The organism is Micromonospora sp. HM134 (genome assembly GCF_007833915.1).
Classification (GTDB): domain Bacteria; phylum Actinomycetota; class Actinomycetes; order Mycobacteriales; family Micromonosporaceae; genus Micromonospora; species Micromonospora wenchangensis.
On the sequence record NZ_CP041061.1, the window covers coordinates 6,539,144 to 6,556,149 of the forward strand.

General features: G+C 74.6%; 13 protein-coding genes and 1 pseudogene. 5 read left to right on the forward strand and 9 right to left on the reverse strand.

Annotation, left to right across the window (positions count from 1 at the left end):
* Positions 1-20: 20 nt before the first annotated feature.
* Together FJK98_RS28335 and FJK98_RS28340 are read right to left on the reverse strand one after the other, a co-directional pair.
* Positions 21-707 (reverse strand): response regulator transcription factor, encoded by a 687-nt coding sequence (locus FJK98_RS28335; protein ID WP_145921679.1) that lies wholly within the window; start codon positions 705-707, stop codon positions 21-23.
* A gap of 1 nt (position 708) precedes the next feature.
* Complete coding sequence (locus FJK98_RS28340; RefSeq protein ID WP_145921680.1) at positions 709-1,977, reverse strand: ATP-binding protein; 1,269 nt, start codon at positions 1,975-1,977, stop codon at positions 709-711.
* Positions 1,978-2,146: 169 nt separating this feature from the next.
* Between FJK98_RS28340 and FJK98_RS28345 the strand changes: the two genes are divergently transcribed.
* The 3 genes and pseudogenes from FJK98_RS28345 to FJK98_RS28355 all read left to right on the forward strand — a co-directional run bounded on the left by FJK98_RS28345 (position 2,147) and on the right by FJK98_RS28355 (position 5,658).
* The gene (locus FJK98_RS28345; RefSeq protein ID WP_145921681.1) at positions 2,147-3,712 is read left to right on the forward strand and encodes a PspC domain-containing protein; all 1,566 of its coding nucleotides are present in this window, start codon (positions 2,147-2,149) and stop codon (positions 3,710-3,712) included.
* Positions 3,709-3,954, forward strand: a pseudogene (locus FJK98_RS28350) (hypothetical protein); the annotation flags it as partial. The gene FJK98_RS28345 and the pseudogene FJK98_RS28350, both read left to right, overlap by 4 nt.
* Before the next feature lie 456 nt (positions 3,955-4,410).
* Positions 4,411-5,658, forward strand: coding sequence for a phosphatidylserine decarboxylase (locus FJK98_RS28355; RefSeq protein ID WP_145921682.1), 1,248 nt, complete (start codon positions 4,411-4,413; stop codon positions 5,656-5,658).
* 70 nt (positions 5,659-5,728) lie between these two features.
* Here FJK98_RS28355 and FJK98_RS28360 read toward each other — a convergent pair whose 3' ends face one another.
* The 3 genes from FJK98_RS28360 to FJK98_RS28370 form a co-directional block, all read right to left on the reverse strand.
* Entirely contained in the window at positions 5,729-6,658 is a 930-nt protein-coding gene (locus FJK98_RS28360) for a phosphatidylcholine/phosphatidylserine synthase (RefSeq protein WP_145921683.1), read from the reverse strand.
* A 367-nt stretch (positions 6,659-7,025) separates the two neighbouring features.
* Positions 7,026-8,000 carry an NUDIX domain-containing protein gene (locus FJK98_RS28365; RefSeq protein ID WP_145921684.1) on the reverse strand — a complete coding sequence of 325 codons (975 nt, stop codon included), beginning with the start codon at positions 7,998-8,000 and terminating at the stop codon, positions 7,026-7,028.
* A 121-nt stretch (positions 8,001-8,121) separates the two neighbouring features.
* Positions 8,122-9,072: an NUDIX hydrolase gene (locus FJK98_RS28370; protein WP_145921685.1), complete on the reverse strand. Its 951-nt coding sequence runs from the start codon at positions 9,070-9,072 to the stop codon at positions 8,122-8,124.
* A gap of 144 nt (positions 9,073-9,216) precedes the next feature.
* Here FJK98_RS28370 and FJK98_RS28375 point away from each other — a divergent pair, with 144 nt between their 5' ends.
* Complete coding sequence (locus FJK98_RS28375; RefSeq protein WP_145921686.1) at positions 9,217-9,561, forward strand: PspC domain-containing protein; 345 nt, start codon at positions 9,217-9,219, stop codon at positions 9,559-9,561.
* Between the two features lie 7 nt (positions 9,562-9,568).
* Here FJK98_RS28375 and guaA read toward each other — a convergent pair whose 3' ends face one another.
* The gene (gene guaA, locus FJK98_RS28380; protein WP_145921687.1) at positions 9,569-11,125 is read right to left on the reverse strand and encodes a glutamine-hydrolyzing GMP synthase; all 1,557 of its coding nucleotides are present in this window, start codon (positions 11,123-11,125) and stop codon (positions 9,569-9,571) included.
* A gap of 78 nt (positions 11,126-11,203) precedes the next feature.
* Positions 11,204-12,904: an FAD-dependent oxidoreductase gene (locus FJK98_RS28385; RefSeq protein ID WP_145921688.1), complete on the reverse strand. Its 1,701-nt coding sequence runs from the start codon at positions 12,902-12,904 to the stop codon at positions 11,204-11,206.
* 123 nt (positions 12,905-13,027) lie between these two features.
* Here FJK98_RS28385 and FJK98_RS28390 point away from each other — a divergent pair, with 123 nt between their 5' ends.
* The gene (locus tag FJK98_RS28390) at positions 13,028-14,152 is read left to right on the forward strand and encodes an LCP family protein (protein WP_145921689.1); all 1,125 of its coding nucleotides are present in this window, start codon (positions 13,028-13,030) and stop codon (positions 14,150-14,152) included.
* A gap of 16 nt (positions 14,153-14,168) precedes the next feature.
* Here the strand turns inward: FJK98_RS28390 and FJK98_RS28395 are convergent, their stop codons facing one another.
* Positions 14,169-15,620 carry a M1 family metallopeptidase gene (locus tag FJK98_RS28395; RefSeq protein WP_145921690.1) on the reverse strand — a complete coding sequence of 484 codons (1,452 nt, stop codon included), beginning with the start codon at positions 15,618-15,620 and terminating at the stop codon, positions 14,169-14,171.
* A 237-nt stretch (positions 15,621-15,857) separates the two neighbouring features.
* Positions 15,858-16,976, reverse strand: a complete 1,119-nt coding sequence (locus FJK98_RS28400; RefSeq protein ID WP_088645785.1) for a GuaB3 family IMP dehydrogenase-related protein — start codon at positions 16,974-16,976, stop codon at positions 15,858-15,860.
* Positions 16,977-17,006: the final 30 nt, after the last annotated feature.

Sequence of the window (17,006 nt, forward strand, 5' to 3'; positions counted from 1 at the left end):
TGCTCCCGGAATGGGAGGTGTCAGACGAGTCGTCGGTCCGCCGCCCAGCGGGACAACTCGTACCGGTTGGACATCTGGAGCTTGCGCAGCACGTTCGACACGTGCGTCTCGACCGTCTTGATCGAGATGAACAGCTCCTTGGCGATCTCCTTGTACGCGTACCCCCGGGCGAGCAGGCGCAGCACCTCGCGCTCCCGGTTGGTGAGCTGGTCCAGCTCGGGGTCGGCCACCGGGGCGTCCGGCCGGGCCGCGAAGGCGTCCAGCACGAACCCGGCCAGCCGGGGGCTGAACACGGCGTCCCCGTCGGCCACCCGGCGGATCGCGTCGGTCAGCTCGTCCGGGGAGATGGTCTTGGTCACGTAGCCCCGGGCACCCGCCCGGATCAGCCCGATCACGTCCTCGGCGGCGTCGGACACGCTCAACGCGAGGAACTTCACCTGCGGGTGGCTGCGGCGCATCGCGTCCAGCACCGCCCGTCCCCCGCCGTCGGGCATGTGGACGTCGAGCAGCACCACGTCCGGCCCGGTGGCGGCGATCCGGACGACCGCCTCGGCCACCGTGCTCGCCTCCCCCACCACCTCGACGTGCGCCCCCAATTCGGCCCGGACCCCGGCCCGGAACATGGCGTGGTCGTCGACCAGGAAGACCTTCAACCGTTGCGCCCGGTCCGGCGTGCCCGTCCCCGGTTCCATCGACTGTTCCGCCATCTCAGCTGTCCCTTTCCGCCGTGGAGCCGGTGCCGGTGATCGGCAGCATCAACCGGACCTCCGTCCCCTCCCCGGGCTCGGAACGGATCTCCGCCCGGCCACCGTGCCGCTTCATCCGCCCGATGATCGACCCTCGGACCCCGTGCCGGTGATCCTCCACGGTATCCGGGTCGAAACCCTTGCCCCGGTCCCGGACGAAGACGCTCACCTGCTCCGGCTCGACCTCGGCATAGAGCGACACCGTCTGCACCCCGGCGTGCCGGGCCGCGTTGACCAGCGCCTCCCGGGCAGCCGCCACCAGCGCGCCCACCCGTTCGTCGGTCTGCCGGTCGCCCACCACCACCGCCTCGACGGTGATCGCGAAGGTGTCCTCCACCTCGGCGGCGGCCTGCTCCAGCGCCGCCGCGAGCCGCTCGGTCGGCGAGGCGGTCGGTTTGTAGAGCCAGTTGCGCAACGACCGCTCCTGGCCCCGGGCGAGGCGCTGCACCGTCTTGACGTCGCTGGCGTTGCGCTGGATCAGGGCGAGGGTGTGCAGCACCTGGTCGTGCACCATGGCGGCCAGCTCGGCACGCTCCTGCTCGCGGATGCGCCCCTCCCGCTCCGAGCGGAGCTGGTTCCACGTCCGCCACAGCACCGGCGCGGCGACCACCCCGACGCCGACCAGCCCGACCAGCGCGAAGATCACGCCGTTGACCACCGCGTCGAGGTTCTGCACCGGGGAGTAGACCGCCGCCACGCCGATGATGCCCACGGCGACCAGCACCGCGCCGCCGGCGAAGCGGAGCACGAGGGCCCGCCGGTCGGTCTCCTCCACCACCGCGCCGAGCCACGGCACCGGCATCGACCCGCTCCACTGCCGACGACGTTCCGGCGCGGACTGGTGCCAGATCACCCCGGCACCGACCGCGATGATCGCCACCAGCCAGCCGGCGGTGCCCGCCGCGCCGACCGAGTCGAAGAGCATCACCTGGACCAGCAGCACACCGAGGCCGATCGCCACGAACGGCAGTAACTGGCCGGGGTCGCGCCGGGGCGGCGTGGCGGTGTCGCCCGGTCGCAGCGGCACCACCGCCCAGAACGCCGCGTACAGCAGCAGGCCCAGGCCGCTGAGCCCGAGCAGCACCATGAACGCGACGCGGACCCGCAGCACCGAGATGCCGAGGTGGTCGGCGATGCCGGCGGCCACCCCGGCGGCCAACCGGTGCTCGGGCGCCCGGTAGAGGCGGGGTGGCGGCGGGGTCACGACGCTGATCGGAGGCTCCCTGGTCACGGTGGGTGGTGAACGGACACCGAAGCGGTACGGTGCCGCTCCGATCGTCACACGCCCGGGACGTCGCCGACCACGGGGACGCCCCCGACATCCGCCCGCCGGGATCTCAGGGTGGGGTCAGGGTCGGTTCCGGAGGCAACCCGGCCCGACGACGGCGCAGGATCGAGTCATGACCGAGGACCCCGCCCTGCCGCCGTACCCTCCGGTGGCCGCACCGGGTGGTACGCCGCCGCCCGGTCCCGCCGCCGGGCCGGACCCCACGGCGCCCGCGTCGCCCACGGGGGGCGACGACGCGCCGCCACCGCCCGGTGGCTATCCCCCGCCGTCCGGCGCGGCCAGCTTCACCTCCCGGTACGGCCTGGTCCGGCCCCGCGACGGCCGTTACCTCGCCGGGGTCTGCGCGGCGATCGGCCGGGCCACCAACACCGACCCGGTGCTGTGGCGGGTGCTGCTCGCCGTGCTCGGGTTCTTCGGCGGGGTGGGCATCCTGGTCTACGTGGCCGCCTGGTTGATCATCCCGGGTGAGGGCGACAGCGCCTCCCCGCTGGAGTCGATGCTCGGGCGGGGCCGGTCGAGCATGTCCCCGATCACCGTGATCGTGCTGACCATCCTGGTCGCGGTCAGCTTCGGCTACATCGTCACCGACGCGTTCCGGGCGGTGCTGCTGGGCGCGGCGATCCTGATCGGTGGCGCGCTGCTGCTCAACCGGGACGGCCGGTCCGGCCTCGCCGGTCCGGCACCCGCGCCGGCCGGGCCGCCCGGACCGGTGCCCCCGGTCGGTTACCCGGCGCCCGCGCCGTTCACCCCGCCCGCACCCGCCGTGCCGTTCCCGGCCGACGCCCCGGCGGCCCCCCGGGCGGGCGGCGCGGTGGGCTGGCCGGCACAGGGGCCGACCGCCGCGCTGCCGCCCTGGCCGGCGGCCCGGCCGGTGGAGATCACCGCGACCCGGGCGGAGGCGCCGGGCTGGCCGCCCCGCCCACCGGTGCCCGGTCGACCCGCCGCCGCACCGGCGGCCGTCCCGCCACCCGGTACGGGCTACCGGCCACCGTTCGCCCCGCACGGCCCGTACGCCGGGTCAGGCCCGCCCCCGCCCGCGCCCCGGGTCAAGCCGCCGAAGAAGCCGAAGGAACGCTCGGCACTGGGTGCCGCGACCTTCTCACTGATCTTCCTGGTCCTCGGCGTGGTGGCCATCCTGGACCTGCTGGACGTCTTCCCGATCGGCGCGGCCGGCTACTTCGCGGCGGTGCTCGCCACCATCGGGCTCGGCCTGCTGGTGGGCACCTGGTTCGGGCGGGCCCGCTGGCTGATCGCCCTCGGTCTGGTCGCCGCCGCCGCGCTCGCCGTCGCCACCGTCGCCGAGTCCTACGACCGGGTCCGGGGCGTCGACGGGGCGGTCACCTGGGCACCCACCAGTTACCGGGAGCTGGCCGACCGCTACGAGAACAGCTTCGGCGACACCACCCTGGACCTGCGCGCGGTGGACTTCGACAAGCGGGACACCGACCTCACCGTGGTGGTCAACTTCGGGGAGGCCACCATCGTGGTCCCGCCGAACGTGGACGTCACCGTGGTGACCAACGTCAAGGCCGGGGAGGCGACCGTGTTCGGGCGACGTAGCGCCGGATTCGAGGGACAGGCACGGCAGGTCACCGACCTGGGCCCGGACGGGGCCGGCGGCGGCACGCTGCGGCTCACCGTCCAGGTCAACGCCGGCAACCTGGAGGTGACCCGGTGAAGGCCCACCGCACCGACCTGGTGTCGTTCGTCTTCGGGCTGCTCTTCGTCGGCCTCGCCCTCTGGTGGCTGCTGGCCCAGATCCTCGGGTTGGCCCTGCCGGCGGTGGGCTGGTTCCTGGCCGGCGCGCTGGTGCTGATCGGGCTGCTCGGCCTGGTCGGCGCGGTCCGGTCGGCGCGGACCACCGACGCCGGGTCCCCGGCCGACGGCAGCGCCGCGACCCCCACCCCGGCCCCGGCCGACCCGGCGGGCCGGCCGGTGAGTGGGCAGGTCAGCGGCCCGACGGGCAGCCCCGTGGGCGGTTCTTCGGGTGGGTCCGACGAACGGGTCGGCTGGCGGGACACCGCCGAACTGCACCTCGGTGACCCGGCGGACGAGCCGGGACGGCCGGACGCGGTGGACCGCCTGCCCGGGCAGGACGAGCCGGCCCGGGTCGACGACGGGGACACCCGGCGGTGGCCGGCCGACGACCCGGTCACCGGTCCACCCGGCACCCCACCACTGCCGCCGAGCTGACCGCGCCGGTGCGGGCGGCCTCCGCCGGCTCGTATGCTGGCCGGGGAGATCCCGCCTCCGTCGGCCGAGCCCCGCCGGTGGCCGCGCGCCGGGCGGCCCGGCACCGGCCCGGGTGCGCCTCGTCCGGGCACCCGAGGCGGTCCCGCCGCGACGTCCGTCTACCCCGTCAGGAGCCCGCCCGACATGACCCAGTCCCCCGCCGTGCGCCCCTCCGGTCCGCCCGGTCCGGTCCGCATCGGCGAGCGTGCCGCCCGTACCCTCGTCGCCGAACTCGCCCGACGCAACGACCCGAAGGCCGCCCTGCTGGTGGGTGCGGCCCCGGGGACCGCGGTCCTCGCCGCGGCGATCGACGCGCTGCTGCCGGGCGACACGCTGACCGTCGTGCCGGGCCCGACGACCGACGCCGCCACGCTGCGCGACCACGTGACGGCCCAGGGCCGCTGGGTGGCCGACCGGGTACGGGTGGTCGACTCGCTGGCCGAGGCGGACGCCGCCGAGCTGGTCATCGCCGCCGAGCCGTTCACCGGCACCGGTGAGGAGGCCCGCGACGCCGTCGACGGCCTCACCAAGTACCTGACCGACGGCGCGGTGCTCAGCGTCGCCGCGCCGGTGTTCCGTACCGGGGGGGCCGCCGCCGAGCTGGACCGGCACGGCGTGCTGCACGGTGTGCGTTCCGACCTGGTGCTGCGCAACTCCCCGCCGGTACGGGTGCACCACCTGCGGTTCACCCCCGCCGGTGCCGCGTCGGCCGCCCGGCTCGCCCCGGCGTACCGGCCGTCGAGTGTGCCGCTGACCCGGGGCATGCACATCGACTCGAACGGGGTCGCCGCGGCCGGTATCGCGCTCGGCCTGGCCGCCGTCGCCCGGGTCGCCCGGCCGAAGTCGAAGCTGTGGCTGGTGCCGGCGCTCGCCGCCGCCCCGGTGGCCGCGTTCTTCCGGGACCCGCAGCGGGACGTGCCGGAGGACCCGTCCGCGGTGGTCGCCGCCGCCGACGGTCAGGTGCTGTCGGTGCAACGGCTGTACGACGAGCGGTTCGGCGACGGCGAGTGGCTGCGGATCGCGGTCTTCCTGTCGGTGCTGGACGTGCACGTCAACCGCTCGCCGGTGGCCGGCAAGGTGGTCGACTACTTCGTCGCCGACGGCGGCTTCGTCAACGCGATGAAGCCGGACGCGGAGCACAACGTCGCCGCGTACACGGTGCTGGACACCGAACACGGCACGGTGGTGGTGGCGCAGCGGACCGGGTTGATCGCCCGCCGGATCGTGCAGCGGGCTCCGGTGGGGGCGCTGCTGGCCCGGGGGGAGCGGTTCGGGCTGATCCGTTTCGGCTCCCGTACCGACGTCTACCTGCCGGCCGACGCCGCCACGCCGCTGGTCGGCCCCGGCGACAAGGTGGTCGGCGGTTCCTCGGTCATCGCCCGCTGGAGCTGAGCAGACCCGGTACCGATGCGAACAGGGGCGCCGCGGTCGCGGCGCCCCTGTCGTTGTCGCTGCGGACGGGTCAGGCGGTACGGCGCTGGTGCAGCCAGAGCAGCGGCCCGCTGACCAGGTAGCCCACCACCACGAGGGCGAAGGTGAGCCGGATGTCGACCAGCGCGCCGACGGCCGGGGCCAGCCACAGCCACGGCGGCAGCTTGACCAGCCGGGCCAGCTTCGCGTACGGGAAGCTGGAGACCATCGCGAAGGCGAGCAGCGCCACCCCGCCGATCTGCACGGTCGCCGGCAGCGGCAGCCCGATGGCCACGCCGAGCGCGAGCACCGCCGCCGCCATCGTGGTCGGTACGCCGCAGAAGAACCGGCCGTCCTTCGGCGAGACGTTGAACCGGGCGAGCCGGATCGCGGCGCACGACGCGACCAGGGCCGCGGCGACCGCTGCGGCGCCGGTGGGGGCCGATCCGGCCAGCGAGGCGTAGACCACCACCGGGGCGGCCAGGCCGAACGAGCACATGTCGGCAAGCGAGTCCATCTGGGCGCCGAACGGGCTGGCCACGCCGAACTTGCGGGCGAGCGCGCCGTCGAGGCCGTCGAACGCGACGCAGGCGATCAGCAGCAGGGCCGCGATCCGGGTCTGGCCGTTCATGGCGACGAAGATGGCGTTGATGCCGAGCACCAGGCTAGCCAGGGTGCAGGCGTTGACCAGCGCGAACTTCATCCGCCGGGCGGGGGTACGCGCGCCGGGGAGCAGCGGGATCGCCATCGCGGGCGACTCGTCGACTCCGGCGGTGGGGCCCAGGACCGGGCTGACCGGGGCGACCGCCTCGATCTCGGCGCGGTCGAGGGTGATACCGCGACGGTCGAAGCCGTACCGGCGGTGCTGGCGGTCGACGCGGTGCTCGGGAAGGACCAGATCGGTGCCGCTGAGCTGGTCACCGTCCCGGCGACCCACCCGGACCAGCAGTACCTGGCGGGCGAATGTGCTGCTGCGGCGCAACCGGCCCGCCCAGCGACGCCCTGCGGGGCGCGGACTGTCAGTCGTACGACGCCGGCGCCATGGGGCTCTCGGCACGTTTCCTCCATCACCGGATCGGCTGGCCGCCCGTGCGGGCGGGTGTCCGGCTGTCTCGTGCCGGACCGCTCTTGGCCCGGCAGCCGTTCAAGCGGAGTACACCATTGCACAGCGGCGTGGTGGTTGGCGATAGCTGCCGGCGGTACTTATAACCTCGTTAACCGCGCAAACCGCTGTCTTGTTCCCATCTCGGACTTCTGGGTCCGTTTTTCGGACTTCATCGCCCGTTTTCTTCGCCAACCGCACGGCCGACTTTACCGGAGCACCACCCGGTCGGCTCGTCGAGCGTCCGTCAGCCGACCGCCCACCGGGTGGCGATCACCGCGACGTCGGTCATATCCAAGGCGCTGAGCTGGGAATACGTGAACCAGGCAGCGTCAGCAGTCGATCCACCGGCCTGTTCGGTCACCACCGGCCCGGTCGGCTCGTCGACCAGCACCCGGTAGATCACCCGTACGCCGTGCCAGTCCAACGGCCGCCCCTCGGGACCCACCGCGCCCGGATTGTGCAGATTATCGGCCAGAATCAGCCGGTCGACCCGGCCCCGCTGACCCGATTCCTCCACCAGTTCCCGTAACAGACCGTCGACCGGCTGCTCACCGTGATCGGTCCCGCCGCCGGGCAGGTGCCAGAGGCCGGCACCCGGATAGCCGGGCGCGATCATCGTGAGCAGCACCCGCCCGTCGGGATCGGTGACCAGCCCGTACGCGGCGAACCGCTGCCGCCGGTCGGCCGACCCCACCGCCGCCGGCCCGACCGGCACACCGGGTGGCGGGCCGGCGGGAGGCGGCGGGACGGGCAGGCCGAGCAGGTCGGCGGTGAACGACGCCAGCGGCAGCGTCGCCGCCTCCTGCGGGGTGCACCAGGCCAGCTCACCGGGGCCGTCGCCACCGCCGACCCCCGGCGGTGGCGTTCCCCCGGCCACCGGCCGGTCGCCCGGGACCGTGACGTCGAACACCAACCGGTCGGTGTGCACCGGCCCGGCGGCGTCCGCCGGGTCCACGGCGGTCAGGTCGGCGACGGCGGCGCGTATCCCGGCGACCGCCACGGCCAGCCCGGTCTGCCCGGCGCACTCGCGGACCACGGTGTCGGCCGGATGCTCCGCGTGCCGCACGGCGCCCCCGGGCAGCCGCCAGAGCCCCGCCGCCGGATCGGACGCCGCCCCGCCGGTGCTGTCGCCGCCCCCGCGCCGTACGCGTACCAGCAGCACCCGGCCCGCTTCGTCCGCACACCAGCCGTACGCCGCGATCCGTCGTCGCTCCTGCACGTCACCCTCCCCCGCCCGCGCGATCCGCCGTCGATCATGAGGCTAGCGGTCGTCCGGGCGGGGCGGGTGCCGTCGTACCGGCCGCCGGTGGTCGCACCGACGGGCCGGCGGGCGGGACCGGTCAGGCGGTGAGCCGGGCGGCCTGGACGGCCTCGGCGGTGACCTCGGTGAGCCGGTCGGTGGGCAGGGCGCCCAGCTCGTCCCGGGCGAACCAGCGGGCCTCGCAGGTCGAGCCGCCCACGTCGGTGACGGTCGGCGGGGCGGGCTGGTCGACCATCACCCGGTAGAAGGCCCGCACGCCGTGCCAGTCGATCGGGTAGCCCTCCGGGCCGAGCGAGGCGGCGTCGCGGTGGCTGGCCACCCCGAGCAGCTCGACCAGCCGGCCGGTCTGCCCGGTCTCCTCGACCAGTTCCCGGATCAGCGCCGCACCCGGCTGCTCGCCGTAGTCGGTGCCGCCGCCGGGCAGGTGCCAGCAGCCCGCGCCCGGGTAGCCGTCGGAGACCCGGGTGAGCAGCACCCGGCCGTCCGGGTCGGTGGCCACCGCGTACGCGGCGAAGCGCTGCGCCCGGTGCAGCCCGTCCGGGCCGGGCACGGCGTAGAAGGAGGGGAACTCGGGTGCCTCGTCGGGAACCACGTCGGCCGAGGACGCCGGCAGCCCCAGCGCGCGGGCGGTGAAGGCCCGCAGCGGCAACTCCCGCGCCTCGTCGAGGGTGTACCAGCGGGCCAGGTCGGTGGAGCGGTCCACCCGGTCGGTGAGGGTGCCGCCGCGTACCGACACCTGGTAGATCAGGCGGTCGGTGTGGATGGTGATGCCCCGCTCGGGCAGGGCGCGCATGTCGGCCAGGACGTCGGCCAGGCCGGCGACGGCGACCGAGAGGCCCGTCTCGGCGGCGGTCTCCCGGACGACGGTGTGGTTCGGGTCCTCGCCGTGGTCGACCGCCCCACCGGGCAGGGACCATACGCCGGGGGTGCCGGAGCGCTCCGATGCGCGGACCAGCAACACTCGGCCGACTGAATCTGCACAGACTGCATATGCCGCGATCCTGCGGAGCGGCTCCAGCAAGGTGGTCACGGAGCCAAATTCTCCCCGGGTCGCGTTACCGACGCGGAAAAGAGTCGGATTCCTGACTCAGGGCTGGTCACTCAGGGATCGATCAGGGTAGGCATCCGGGCGGTCACCGAGGTCGACGGGGCGTCCGGCGCGGACCGTGGAGACATGACCTCGACGAGCACCCCCCACGCCCCGTACAAGCAACTCCGCAGGCCGACCACCGACCGGATGGTGGCCGGCGTCGCCAGCGGCCTCGGCCGCTACTTCGCCGTCGACCCCACCCTCGTCCGGGTGCTGTTCGCGGTGGCGACCCTGGTCACCGGCGGTGTCGCCGCGCTGGCGTACCCGGTCATGTGGTTCCTGATGCCCGAGGAGCCGGCCGGCGCGCCGGCCTGGCCGCACCCGGCGGCGCAGCCGCAGGCGGCCCCGACCGCCTGGCCGCAGCAGCCGGGCGGGCCGGTGACCGGGCCGCAGCCTCAGCCGCCGGCGACCCCGCCGACGGCCGGCTGAGCCCGGCTCACTCCCACTCGATGGTGCCCGGCGGCTTGCTGGTCACGTCCAGGACCACCCGGTTGACCTCGGCGACCTCGTTGGTGATCCGGGTGGAGATCCGGGCCACCACCTCGTAGGGCAGCCGGGACCAGTCGGCGGTCATCGCGTCCTCGCTGGAGACCGGGCGCAGCACCACGGGATGCCCGTAGCTGCGCCCGTCACCCTGCACCCCGACGCTGCGCACGTCGGCCAGGAGCACCACCGGGAACTGCCAGACGCCCCGGTCCAGGCCGGCGGCCGTCAGCTCCTCCCGGGCGATCAGGTCGGCCTGGCGCAGCAGCGCCAACCGCTCCCGGTCGACCGCGCCGATGATCCGGATGGCCAGCCCCGGCCCCGGGAACGGGTGCCGCCACACCATCGCCTCGGGCAGCCCCAACTGGAGCCCGAGCGCCCGGACCTCGTCCTTGAACAGCGTGCGCAGCGGCTCGACCAGGGCGAACTTCAGATCCTCCGGCAGACCGCCGACGTTGTGGTGGCTCTTGATGTTGGCGGTGCCGGTGCCGCCGCCGGACTCGACCACGTCCGGGTAGAGGGTGCCCTGCACCAGGAACTCGACGTCGCCGTGCGCGGCGACCTCCCGGGCGGCGGCCTCGAAGACCCGGATGAACTCCCGGCCGATGATCTTCCGCTTCTGCTCCGGGTCGGTCACCCCGGCCAGCGCGCCGAGGAACCGCTCGGCCGCGTCGACCACCTTGAGCTTGATGCCGGTGGCCGCCACGTAGTCCTTCTCCACCTGCTCGGCCTCGCCGGCCCGCAGCAGGCCGTGGTCGACGAAGACGCAGGTGAGCTGGTCACCCACCGCCCGGTGCACCAGCGCGGCGGCGACCGCCGAGTCGACCCCGCCGCTCAGGCCGCAGATGACCTCCTTGTCGCCGACCTGGGCCCGGATCCGGGCCACCTGCTCGTCAATGATGTTCTGCGGCGTCCAGGTGGGCTCGATGCCGGCGATGTCGTAGAGGAAGCGGCGGAGCATCTCCTGCCCCTGCGCGGTGTGCCCCACCTCGGGGTGGAACTGCACGCCGGCCCGGCGACCGGCCAGGTCCTCGAAGGCGGCGACCGGGGCGCCGGCCGACTCGGCGGTCACCGTGAAGCCGGCGGGGGCCTCGGTCACCGCGTCGCCGTGGCTCATCCAGACCGGCAGGTCCGCCGGCAGGTCCCGCAGCAGCACCCCCGGATCGAGCAGCCGGGGACGCAGCGGGGTGCCGCCGTACTCCCGGTTGCCGGTCCGGGCGACCGTGCCGCCGAGCGCCTGGGCCATCGCCTGGAAGCCGTAGCAGATGCCGAACACCGGCACGCCCGCGTCGAACAACCCGGCGTCGATCTGCGGGGCGTCCGGGGCGTAGACGCTGGACGGGCCGCCGGACAGGATGATCGCGGCCGGGTCCTTCGCCAGCATCTCGGCGACCGGCATGGAGTGCGGGACGATCTCCGAATAGACCTTCGCCTCGCGCACCCGGCGCGCGATGAGCTGGGCGTACTGGGCTCCGAAGTCCACCACGAGGACGGGGCGAGGCGTGCTCATGTGGGCAAAGCCTACCGACAGTCACACCCGCCCCGGGCACGGGCCGCCCCCGGGCGCGCCGCACCCGGTCAGCGCCGGTCAGCGGCGCAGCGCGCCGGGGGCGTCCGCCGGGACCGCCGGGTGCCGCGGGGGCACCGCCGCCACCCGGGTGTACGCCGACCCGAGCGGCGGCCGGGGGTCCGGTTCGCCCTTGTTCGGCCAGTACGACATCGCCCGCTCCGCCTGCGCGGTGATCGTCAGCGACGGGTTCACCCCGAGGTTCGCCGAGACCGCCGCCCCGTCGACCACGTGCAGCCCCGGGTGGCCGTACACCCGGTGCCAGGGGTCGATCACGCCGTCGGCCGGGGTGCCGCCGATCACCGCTCCGCCGAGGATGTGCGCGGTCATCGGGATGTCGAACGGTTCGGTCAACGCCCCGCCCGGGGTGCCGCCGATCTCCTCGGCGAGCAGCCGGACCGCCCGGTTGCCGGCCGGAATCCAGGTCGGGTGGGGCGCACCGTGCCCGGGGCCGGAGACCAGCCGCCGCCGGCCCAGCGGCCCCCGCTGCCAGCGGGTGGTCAGCGAGTTGTCCGCCGACTGCATCACCAGCGCGATCACCGTCCGCTCGGACCAGTGCCGCACCGAGAGCATCCGGGCGGCCAGCCGGGGCTGCCGCACGATCGCGCCCAGCCAGCGCCGCACCCGGTGCGGTCCGCCGTCGACCAGCAACGACTGGAGCAGCCCCATCGCGTTCGCGCCCCGGCCGTAGCGGACCGGCTCGACGTGGGTCTGCGGGTCGGGATGGAACGAGCTGGTGATCGCCACCCCGTCGGTGAAGTCCAGCCCCCGCTGCCGGGCCTGCCGGCGGCCGACCGACGCGCCGAGGATCGCCTCCGAGTTGGTCCGGGTCAACGCGCCGAGGCGGTCCGACAGGTGGGGCAGCGCGCCGGTCTGTTTCATCGCGTGCAGCAGCCGCTGGGTGCCGAGCGCACCGGCCGCGAAGACCACCTGGTCGGCGTGGAACACCTGGCGACGCCGCCGCAGCCAGGCGCCGGTACGCACGGCGTGCACCAGGTAGCCCCCACCGTCGGCCGGCCGCACGGCGGTGACCGTGGTCAGCGGGTGGACCCGCGCGCCGAGCCGTTCGGCCAGCCACAGGTAGTTCTTGACCAGGGTGTTCTTGGCGCCGTGCCGGCAGCCGGTCATGCACGACCCGCAGTGTGTGCAGCCGGTGCGTTCCGGCCCCGCCCCGCCGAAGTACGGGTCCGCCACCCGCTCGCCGGGGCGGCCGAGGTGCACCCCCACCGGGGTGGGCCCGAAGGTGTGCCCGACCCCCATCCGCTCGGCCACCGTCCGCATCGCCCGGTCCGCGCCCGTGCTCCGGGGGTACGGGGTGACCCCGAGCATCCGTCCGGCCTGGTCGTAGTGGGGGGCGAGTTCGGCCCGCCAGTCGGTGACGTCGCGCCACTGCGGATCGGCGTAGAAGGCGTCCGGTGGCTGGTAGAGGGTGTTCGCGTAGACCAGGGAGCCGCCGCCGACGCCGGCACCGGAGAGCACCAGCACCCCGCCGGCGGCACCCCGGGCGGCCGGGCGGAGCAGGCTGATCCGTTGCAGCCCGTAGCAGCCCAGGCGGGGGGCCCAGAGGAACCGGCGCAGCCGCCAGGAGGTCTGCGGGAACTCGTCGTCGGCGAACCGCCGGCCCGCCTCCAGCACGCCGACGGTGTAGCCCTTCTCGGCCAGCCGCAGCGCGGTGACGCTGCCGCCGAAGCCGGACCCGATGACGAGCACGTCGTACCGCATGACCGCATCATTACCGGCGGGTAGCCATCGCGCCAGTGCCGGATTTCGCGCGATCATGCTGACCGTCGCCGACCGCAACCCGGGGGGCCGGTCGAAGCGTTGTGCAGACGGGGGTGGCGAGCGATGAGTCAGGAAACCGGAACGGGACGACCACGCTGGGTGTGGGGACTGGCCGCCCTGGCCGTGGTCGTCCTGGTGGGGGTGGCCGCCCTGGTGGTGACCCGGGTGGTCCGCGACGACGAGCCACGGCGTACGGCCGGGCCGGCCGCCACGACCGCCGGCCCGACGCCGACGCCGAGCCCCACCCCCAGCCCGACCCCGCCCCCCGGGGCCTCGATCACCGGCCCGCTCAACCTGCTCCTGGTCGGGGTGGACACCCGGGTCAGCGTGCCCGGCTGGGAACCGCACGGCGACGCGGTGCTGATCCTGCACGTGCCGGCCGGGCTGGACCGGGCGTACCTCTTCTCGCTCCCCCGCGACCTGGTGGTCGACATCCCGGCGTTCCCGAAGTCGGGCTACCGGGGCGGCCGGACGAAGCTCACCCACGCGATGAGCTACGGCAGCCGGGTGCCGGGCAAACCCAGGAACCCCAGCGCCGCCCAGGGGTACGAGCTGCTGCGCAGCACGGTCAGCGGCTACACCGGGCTGCGTTTCGACGCCGGTGCGGTGGTCACCTTCAACGGCTTCGACCGGCTGGTCGACACCCTCGGCGGGGTGGACCTCTATGTCGACCAGCGGGTCCCCTCGCTGCACCGCCGGCCGGACGGCAAGTACCGCGACCCGGCCCCGGGCGGCGGCGGGTACACCGGCCCGCAGATGGTCTACGAGAAGGGCGAGCGGCACCTCAACGGCTGGCAGGCGCTGGACTACGCCCGGCAGCGCTACATCGCCGGCGGCGACTACGCCCGGCAGCGCCACCAGCAGCAGCTCCTCCGGGCGCTGGCCGCCAAGATCCTCAACGAGAACCTGGCCCGCGAGCCCGACCGGGTCGAGCAGGTGGTGTCGGCGCTCGGCGACACCCTGGTCTACGCGGGCGGCCCCCGGATCGTCGACCTGGCGTACGCCCTGGGCGGACTGAGCGCCGACCGGATCACCCTGGTCGGGCTGCCCGGCGACGGGGTGGGCAAGGGCAGCAGCTACCGGGGCGAGCAGCTGACCAGCGTCGGCAAGGGATTCCTGCCCGCGCTCAAGGCCGGCAAGGCCGAGAGCTACCTGGACGCCCACCCCGAGCTGCGGGTGAAGAACTGACCGTCGGGGGACGCGCTCAGCGGCGGGTGGGCGGGGCGGGACGCTCGGTGCCGTACAGCCAGGCGGCGAAGAGGTCGTCGAGCTGCTGCCCGCTGACCCGCTCGGCGGTCGCCACGAACTCGGCGGTGGTGGCGTTGCCGTTGCGCTTCTCGGCCGCCCAGGTCTTCAGCAGGCGGAAGAACGCGTCGTCGCCGACCGTCACCCGCAGCGCGTGCACCGCCATCCCGCCCCGCTGGTAGACCGACTCGCTGAACAGGTTCGCCACCCCGGGCGCGGCCGGCGGCACCCGCCAGACCTGGTCGTCGGACGCGGCGTACTGCTGCTCGAAGGCGGCCTGCGCGGTGTCCCGGCCCTCGTGTTCGGCCCAGAGCCACTCGGCGTACGTGGCCAGCCCTTCGTTGAGCCAGATGTCCGCCCAGCGGGCCACCGACACGCTGTCGCCGAACCACTGGTGGGCCAGCTCGTGCGCGACCACCCCGGTGTTCTCGCCGGCCCGGAAGAAGTTGGCCGAGTAGACCGGCCGGCTCTGCGTCTCCAACGCGTACCTGATCCGGGGCTCGTCGACCACCACCCCGCCGTACGCCGCGAACGGGTACGGCCCGAAGACGCTCTCCAGGTAGTCGGCGACCGCCACGGTGCGGGCGATCGACTCGTCGGCGGCCCCCCGGGGCAGGCTGTCGGCGACCGCGCTGAACACCGGCCGGCCCTGGTGCTCGCCGGTGCTGGTGCGGTACTTCCCGATCACCACCGTGCTCAGGTAACTGGCCATCGGGGCGGCCTCCGACCAGCGCCACGTGGTGAAGCCGCCGGCCGCCGGACGCTGTCCCTTCGGCACCCCGTTGGCGACCGCGACCAGCCCTTTCGGCACGGTGATCTCGAAGTCGTAGGCGGCCTTGTCGGAGGGGTGGTCGTTGACCGGGAACCAGGTGCTCGCCGACTCGGGTTGGCCGAGGGCGACCGCGCCGTCGGCGGTGTGCAGCCAGCCGCCCTCGCCGATCGTCTCGTTGCGCAACGGCTCCGGCCGGCCGTCGTAGCCGACCTGGACGGTGAAGGCCGTTCCGGCGCGGACCGGGGCGGCCGGGGTGACCACCAGCTCGGTCCCCTCCCGGGTGTGCCGGGCCGGGGCGCCGTCCACGGTCACCCGGCGCACCGTCAGCCCGGCCAGGTCGAGGTGGAACAGCGGCAGGTCGGCCCCGGCGGTGGCCCGGACGGTGGCGTCACCGCGCAGCTCGTCGCTGGCCGGGTCGTAGCGGACCTTGAGGGTGTACCGCTCGACGTCGTACCCGCTGTTGCCGGCGGTCGGGAAGTACGGGTCGCCGACGCCGGCCGGGCCGGGGGTCACACCCGGGGTCGCCCCCGGGGAAGGGGTCGACCGGGGCGCGTTGCGGGGCTCCGGGTCGGCGGTGCAGCCGGCCAGGGCGAGCGCCCCGGTGACGAGCAGCGCGAGGCCGCGCCGGTTCCGGCTCATGGCCACCTTCGTCCCCCGTTCGCCGCCCCGCCGTGCGCGCAGCCTACCGAGCGGGCCGACCCCGTGTGCGCCGAACGACGGACCGACGGCAGGGCGGGTCGGCGGCCCCACGGCAGGGCCGAACGGCAGACCCGGGCAGGACCGGCCGGCGGGGTCGAACGGCGGACCCGACGGCGAGACGGGCCGCGACGGCCGGCCGGCCCACACCGGGGCCGGCCGGCCGTCGTGCCTGGCGGGTCAGCGGTCGAGGACCAGGCCGACCCGCTGGAACTCCTTGAGGTCGCGGTAGCCGCACTTGGCCATCGCCCGACGCAGCCCACCGAACAGGTTGAGCTGGCCGTCCGGCTCGTCGGCGGGGCCGAACAGCAGCCGCTCCATCGAACCGAGCGGCTCACCGGCCACCTCGAACGCCCCGCGCGGCAGGGACGGGTGGCTGGCCGCCGAGTGCCACCAGGCGCCGCCGGCCGGGGCCTCCTCGCACAGCGACAGCGGTTCGCCGAGCATCACCGCGTCCGCGCCGCAGCCGAGCGCCTTGGCGATGTCGCCGGAGGTCTGGATGTCGCCGTCGGCGATGAGGTGCACGTAGCGTCCACCGGTCTCGTCGAGATAGTCGCGGCGGGCCGCGGCGGCGTCGGCGATCGCGGTGGCCATCGGCACCCGGATGCCGAGCACCGACTCGCTGGTCGACCAGTCGTCACCACCGATGCCGACGATCACCCCGGCGGCGCCGGTGCGCATCAGGTGCAGCGCCGTCTTGTAGTCGGTGCAGCCGCCGACGACCACCGGCAGGTCGAGGTCGGCGATGAACTCCTTGAGGTTCAACGGCTCGTCGGTGGTCGAGACGTGCTCGGCCGAGACGATGGTGCCCTGGATGACCAGGATGTCGACGCCCGCGTCCAGGATCACCGGGGCCAGCGCCAGGGTGTGCTGCGGGGACACCCGCACGGCCACCGTGCTGCCGCCGGCCCGCAGCTCGCGGACCCGCTCGGCGATCAGGTCGGGGCGGATCGGCTCGGCGTAGACCTCCTGGAGCCGCTTGGTGGCGCGGGCGTCCTCGCCCAGCCCGGCCAGCTCCTCCAGCACCTTGGTCGGGTTCTCGTAGCGGGTCCAGAGGCCCTCGACGTTGAGCACGCCCAGGCCGCCGAGCTGCCCGAGCCGGACGGCCGAGGCGGGGCTCATGGTGGCGTCCGACGGGTGACCGACGCAGGGGATGTCGAACTGGTAGGCGTCGAGCTGCCAGCCGGTGGAGACGTCGTCGACGTCCCTGGTCCGCCGGCTGGGCACGATGGCGATGTCGTCCAGGTGGTAGCCGCGCTGCGCGGTCTTGCCCAGCCCGATCTCGACCACGTCACGCATGAGGGACTCCAGGTGGTTTGGGGTGGTGGG

Coding starts and splice junctions, on each gene's coding strand:
- FJK98_RS28335 (WP_145921679.1), bottom strand. CDS start 707: ATGGCGGAACAGTCGATGGAACCGGGGACGGGCACGCCGGACCGGGCG.
- FJK98_RS28345 (WP_145921681.1), top strand. CDS start 2,147: ATGACCGAGGACCCCGCCCTGCCGCCGTACCCTCCGGTGGCCGCACCG.
- FJK98_RS28355 (WP_145921682.1), top strand. CDS start 4,411: ATGACCCAGTCCCCCGCCGTGCGCCCCTCCGGTCCGCCCGGTCCGGTC.
- FJK98_RS28375 (WP_145921686.1), top strand. CDS start 9,217: ATGACCTCGACGAGCACCCCCCACGCCCCGTACAAGCAACTCCGCAGG.
- guaA (WP_145921687.1), bottom strand. CDS start 11,125: ATGAGCACGCCTCGCCCCGTCCTCGTGGTGGACTTCGGAGCCCAGTAC.
- FJK98_RS28385 (WP_145921688.1), bottom strand. CDS start 12,904: ATGCGGTACGACGTGCTCGTCATCGGGTCCGGCTTCGGCGGCAGCGTC.
- FJK98_RS28390 (WP_145921689.1), top strand. CDS start 13,028: ATGAGTCAGGAAACCGGAACGGGACGACCACGCTGGGTGTGGGGACTG.
- FJK98_RS28395 (WP_145921690.1), bottom strand. CDS start 15,620: ATGAGCCGGAACCGGCGCGGCCTCGCGCTGCTCGTCACCGGGGCGCTC.
- FJK98_RS28400 (WP_088645785.1), bottom strand. CDS start 16,976: ATGCGTGACGTGGTCGAGATCGGGCTGGGCAAGACCGCGCAGCGCGGC.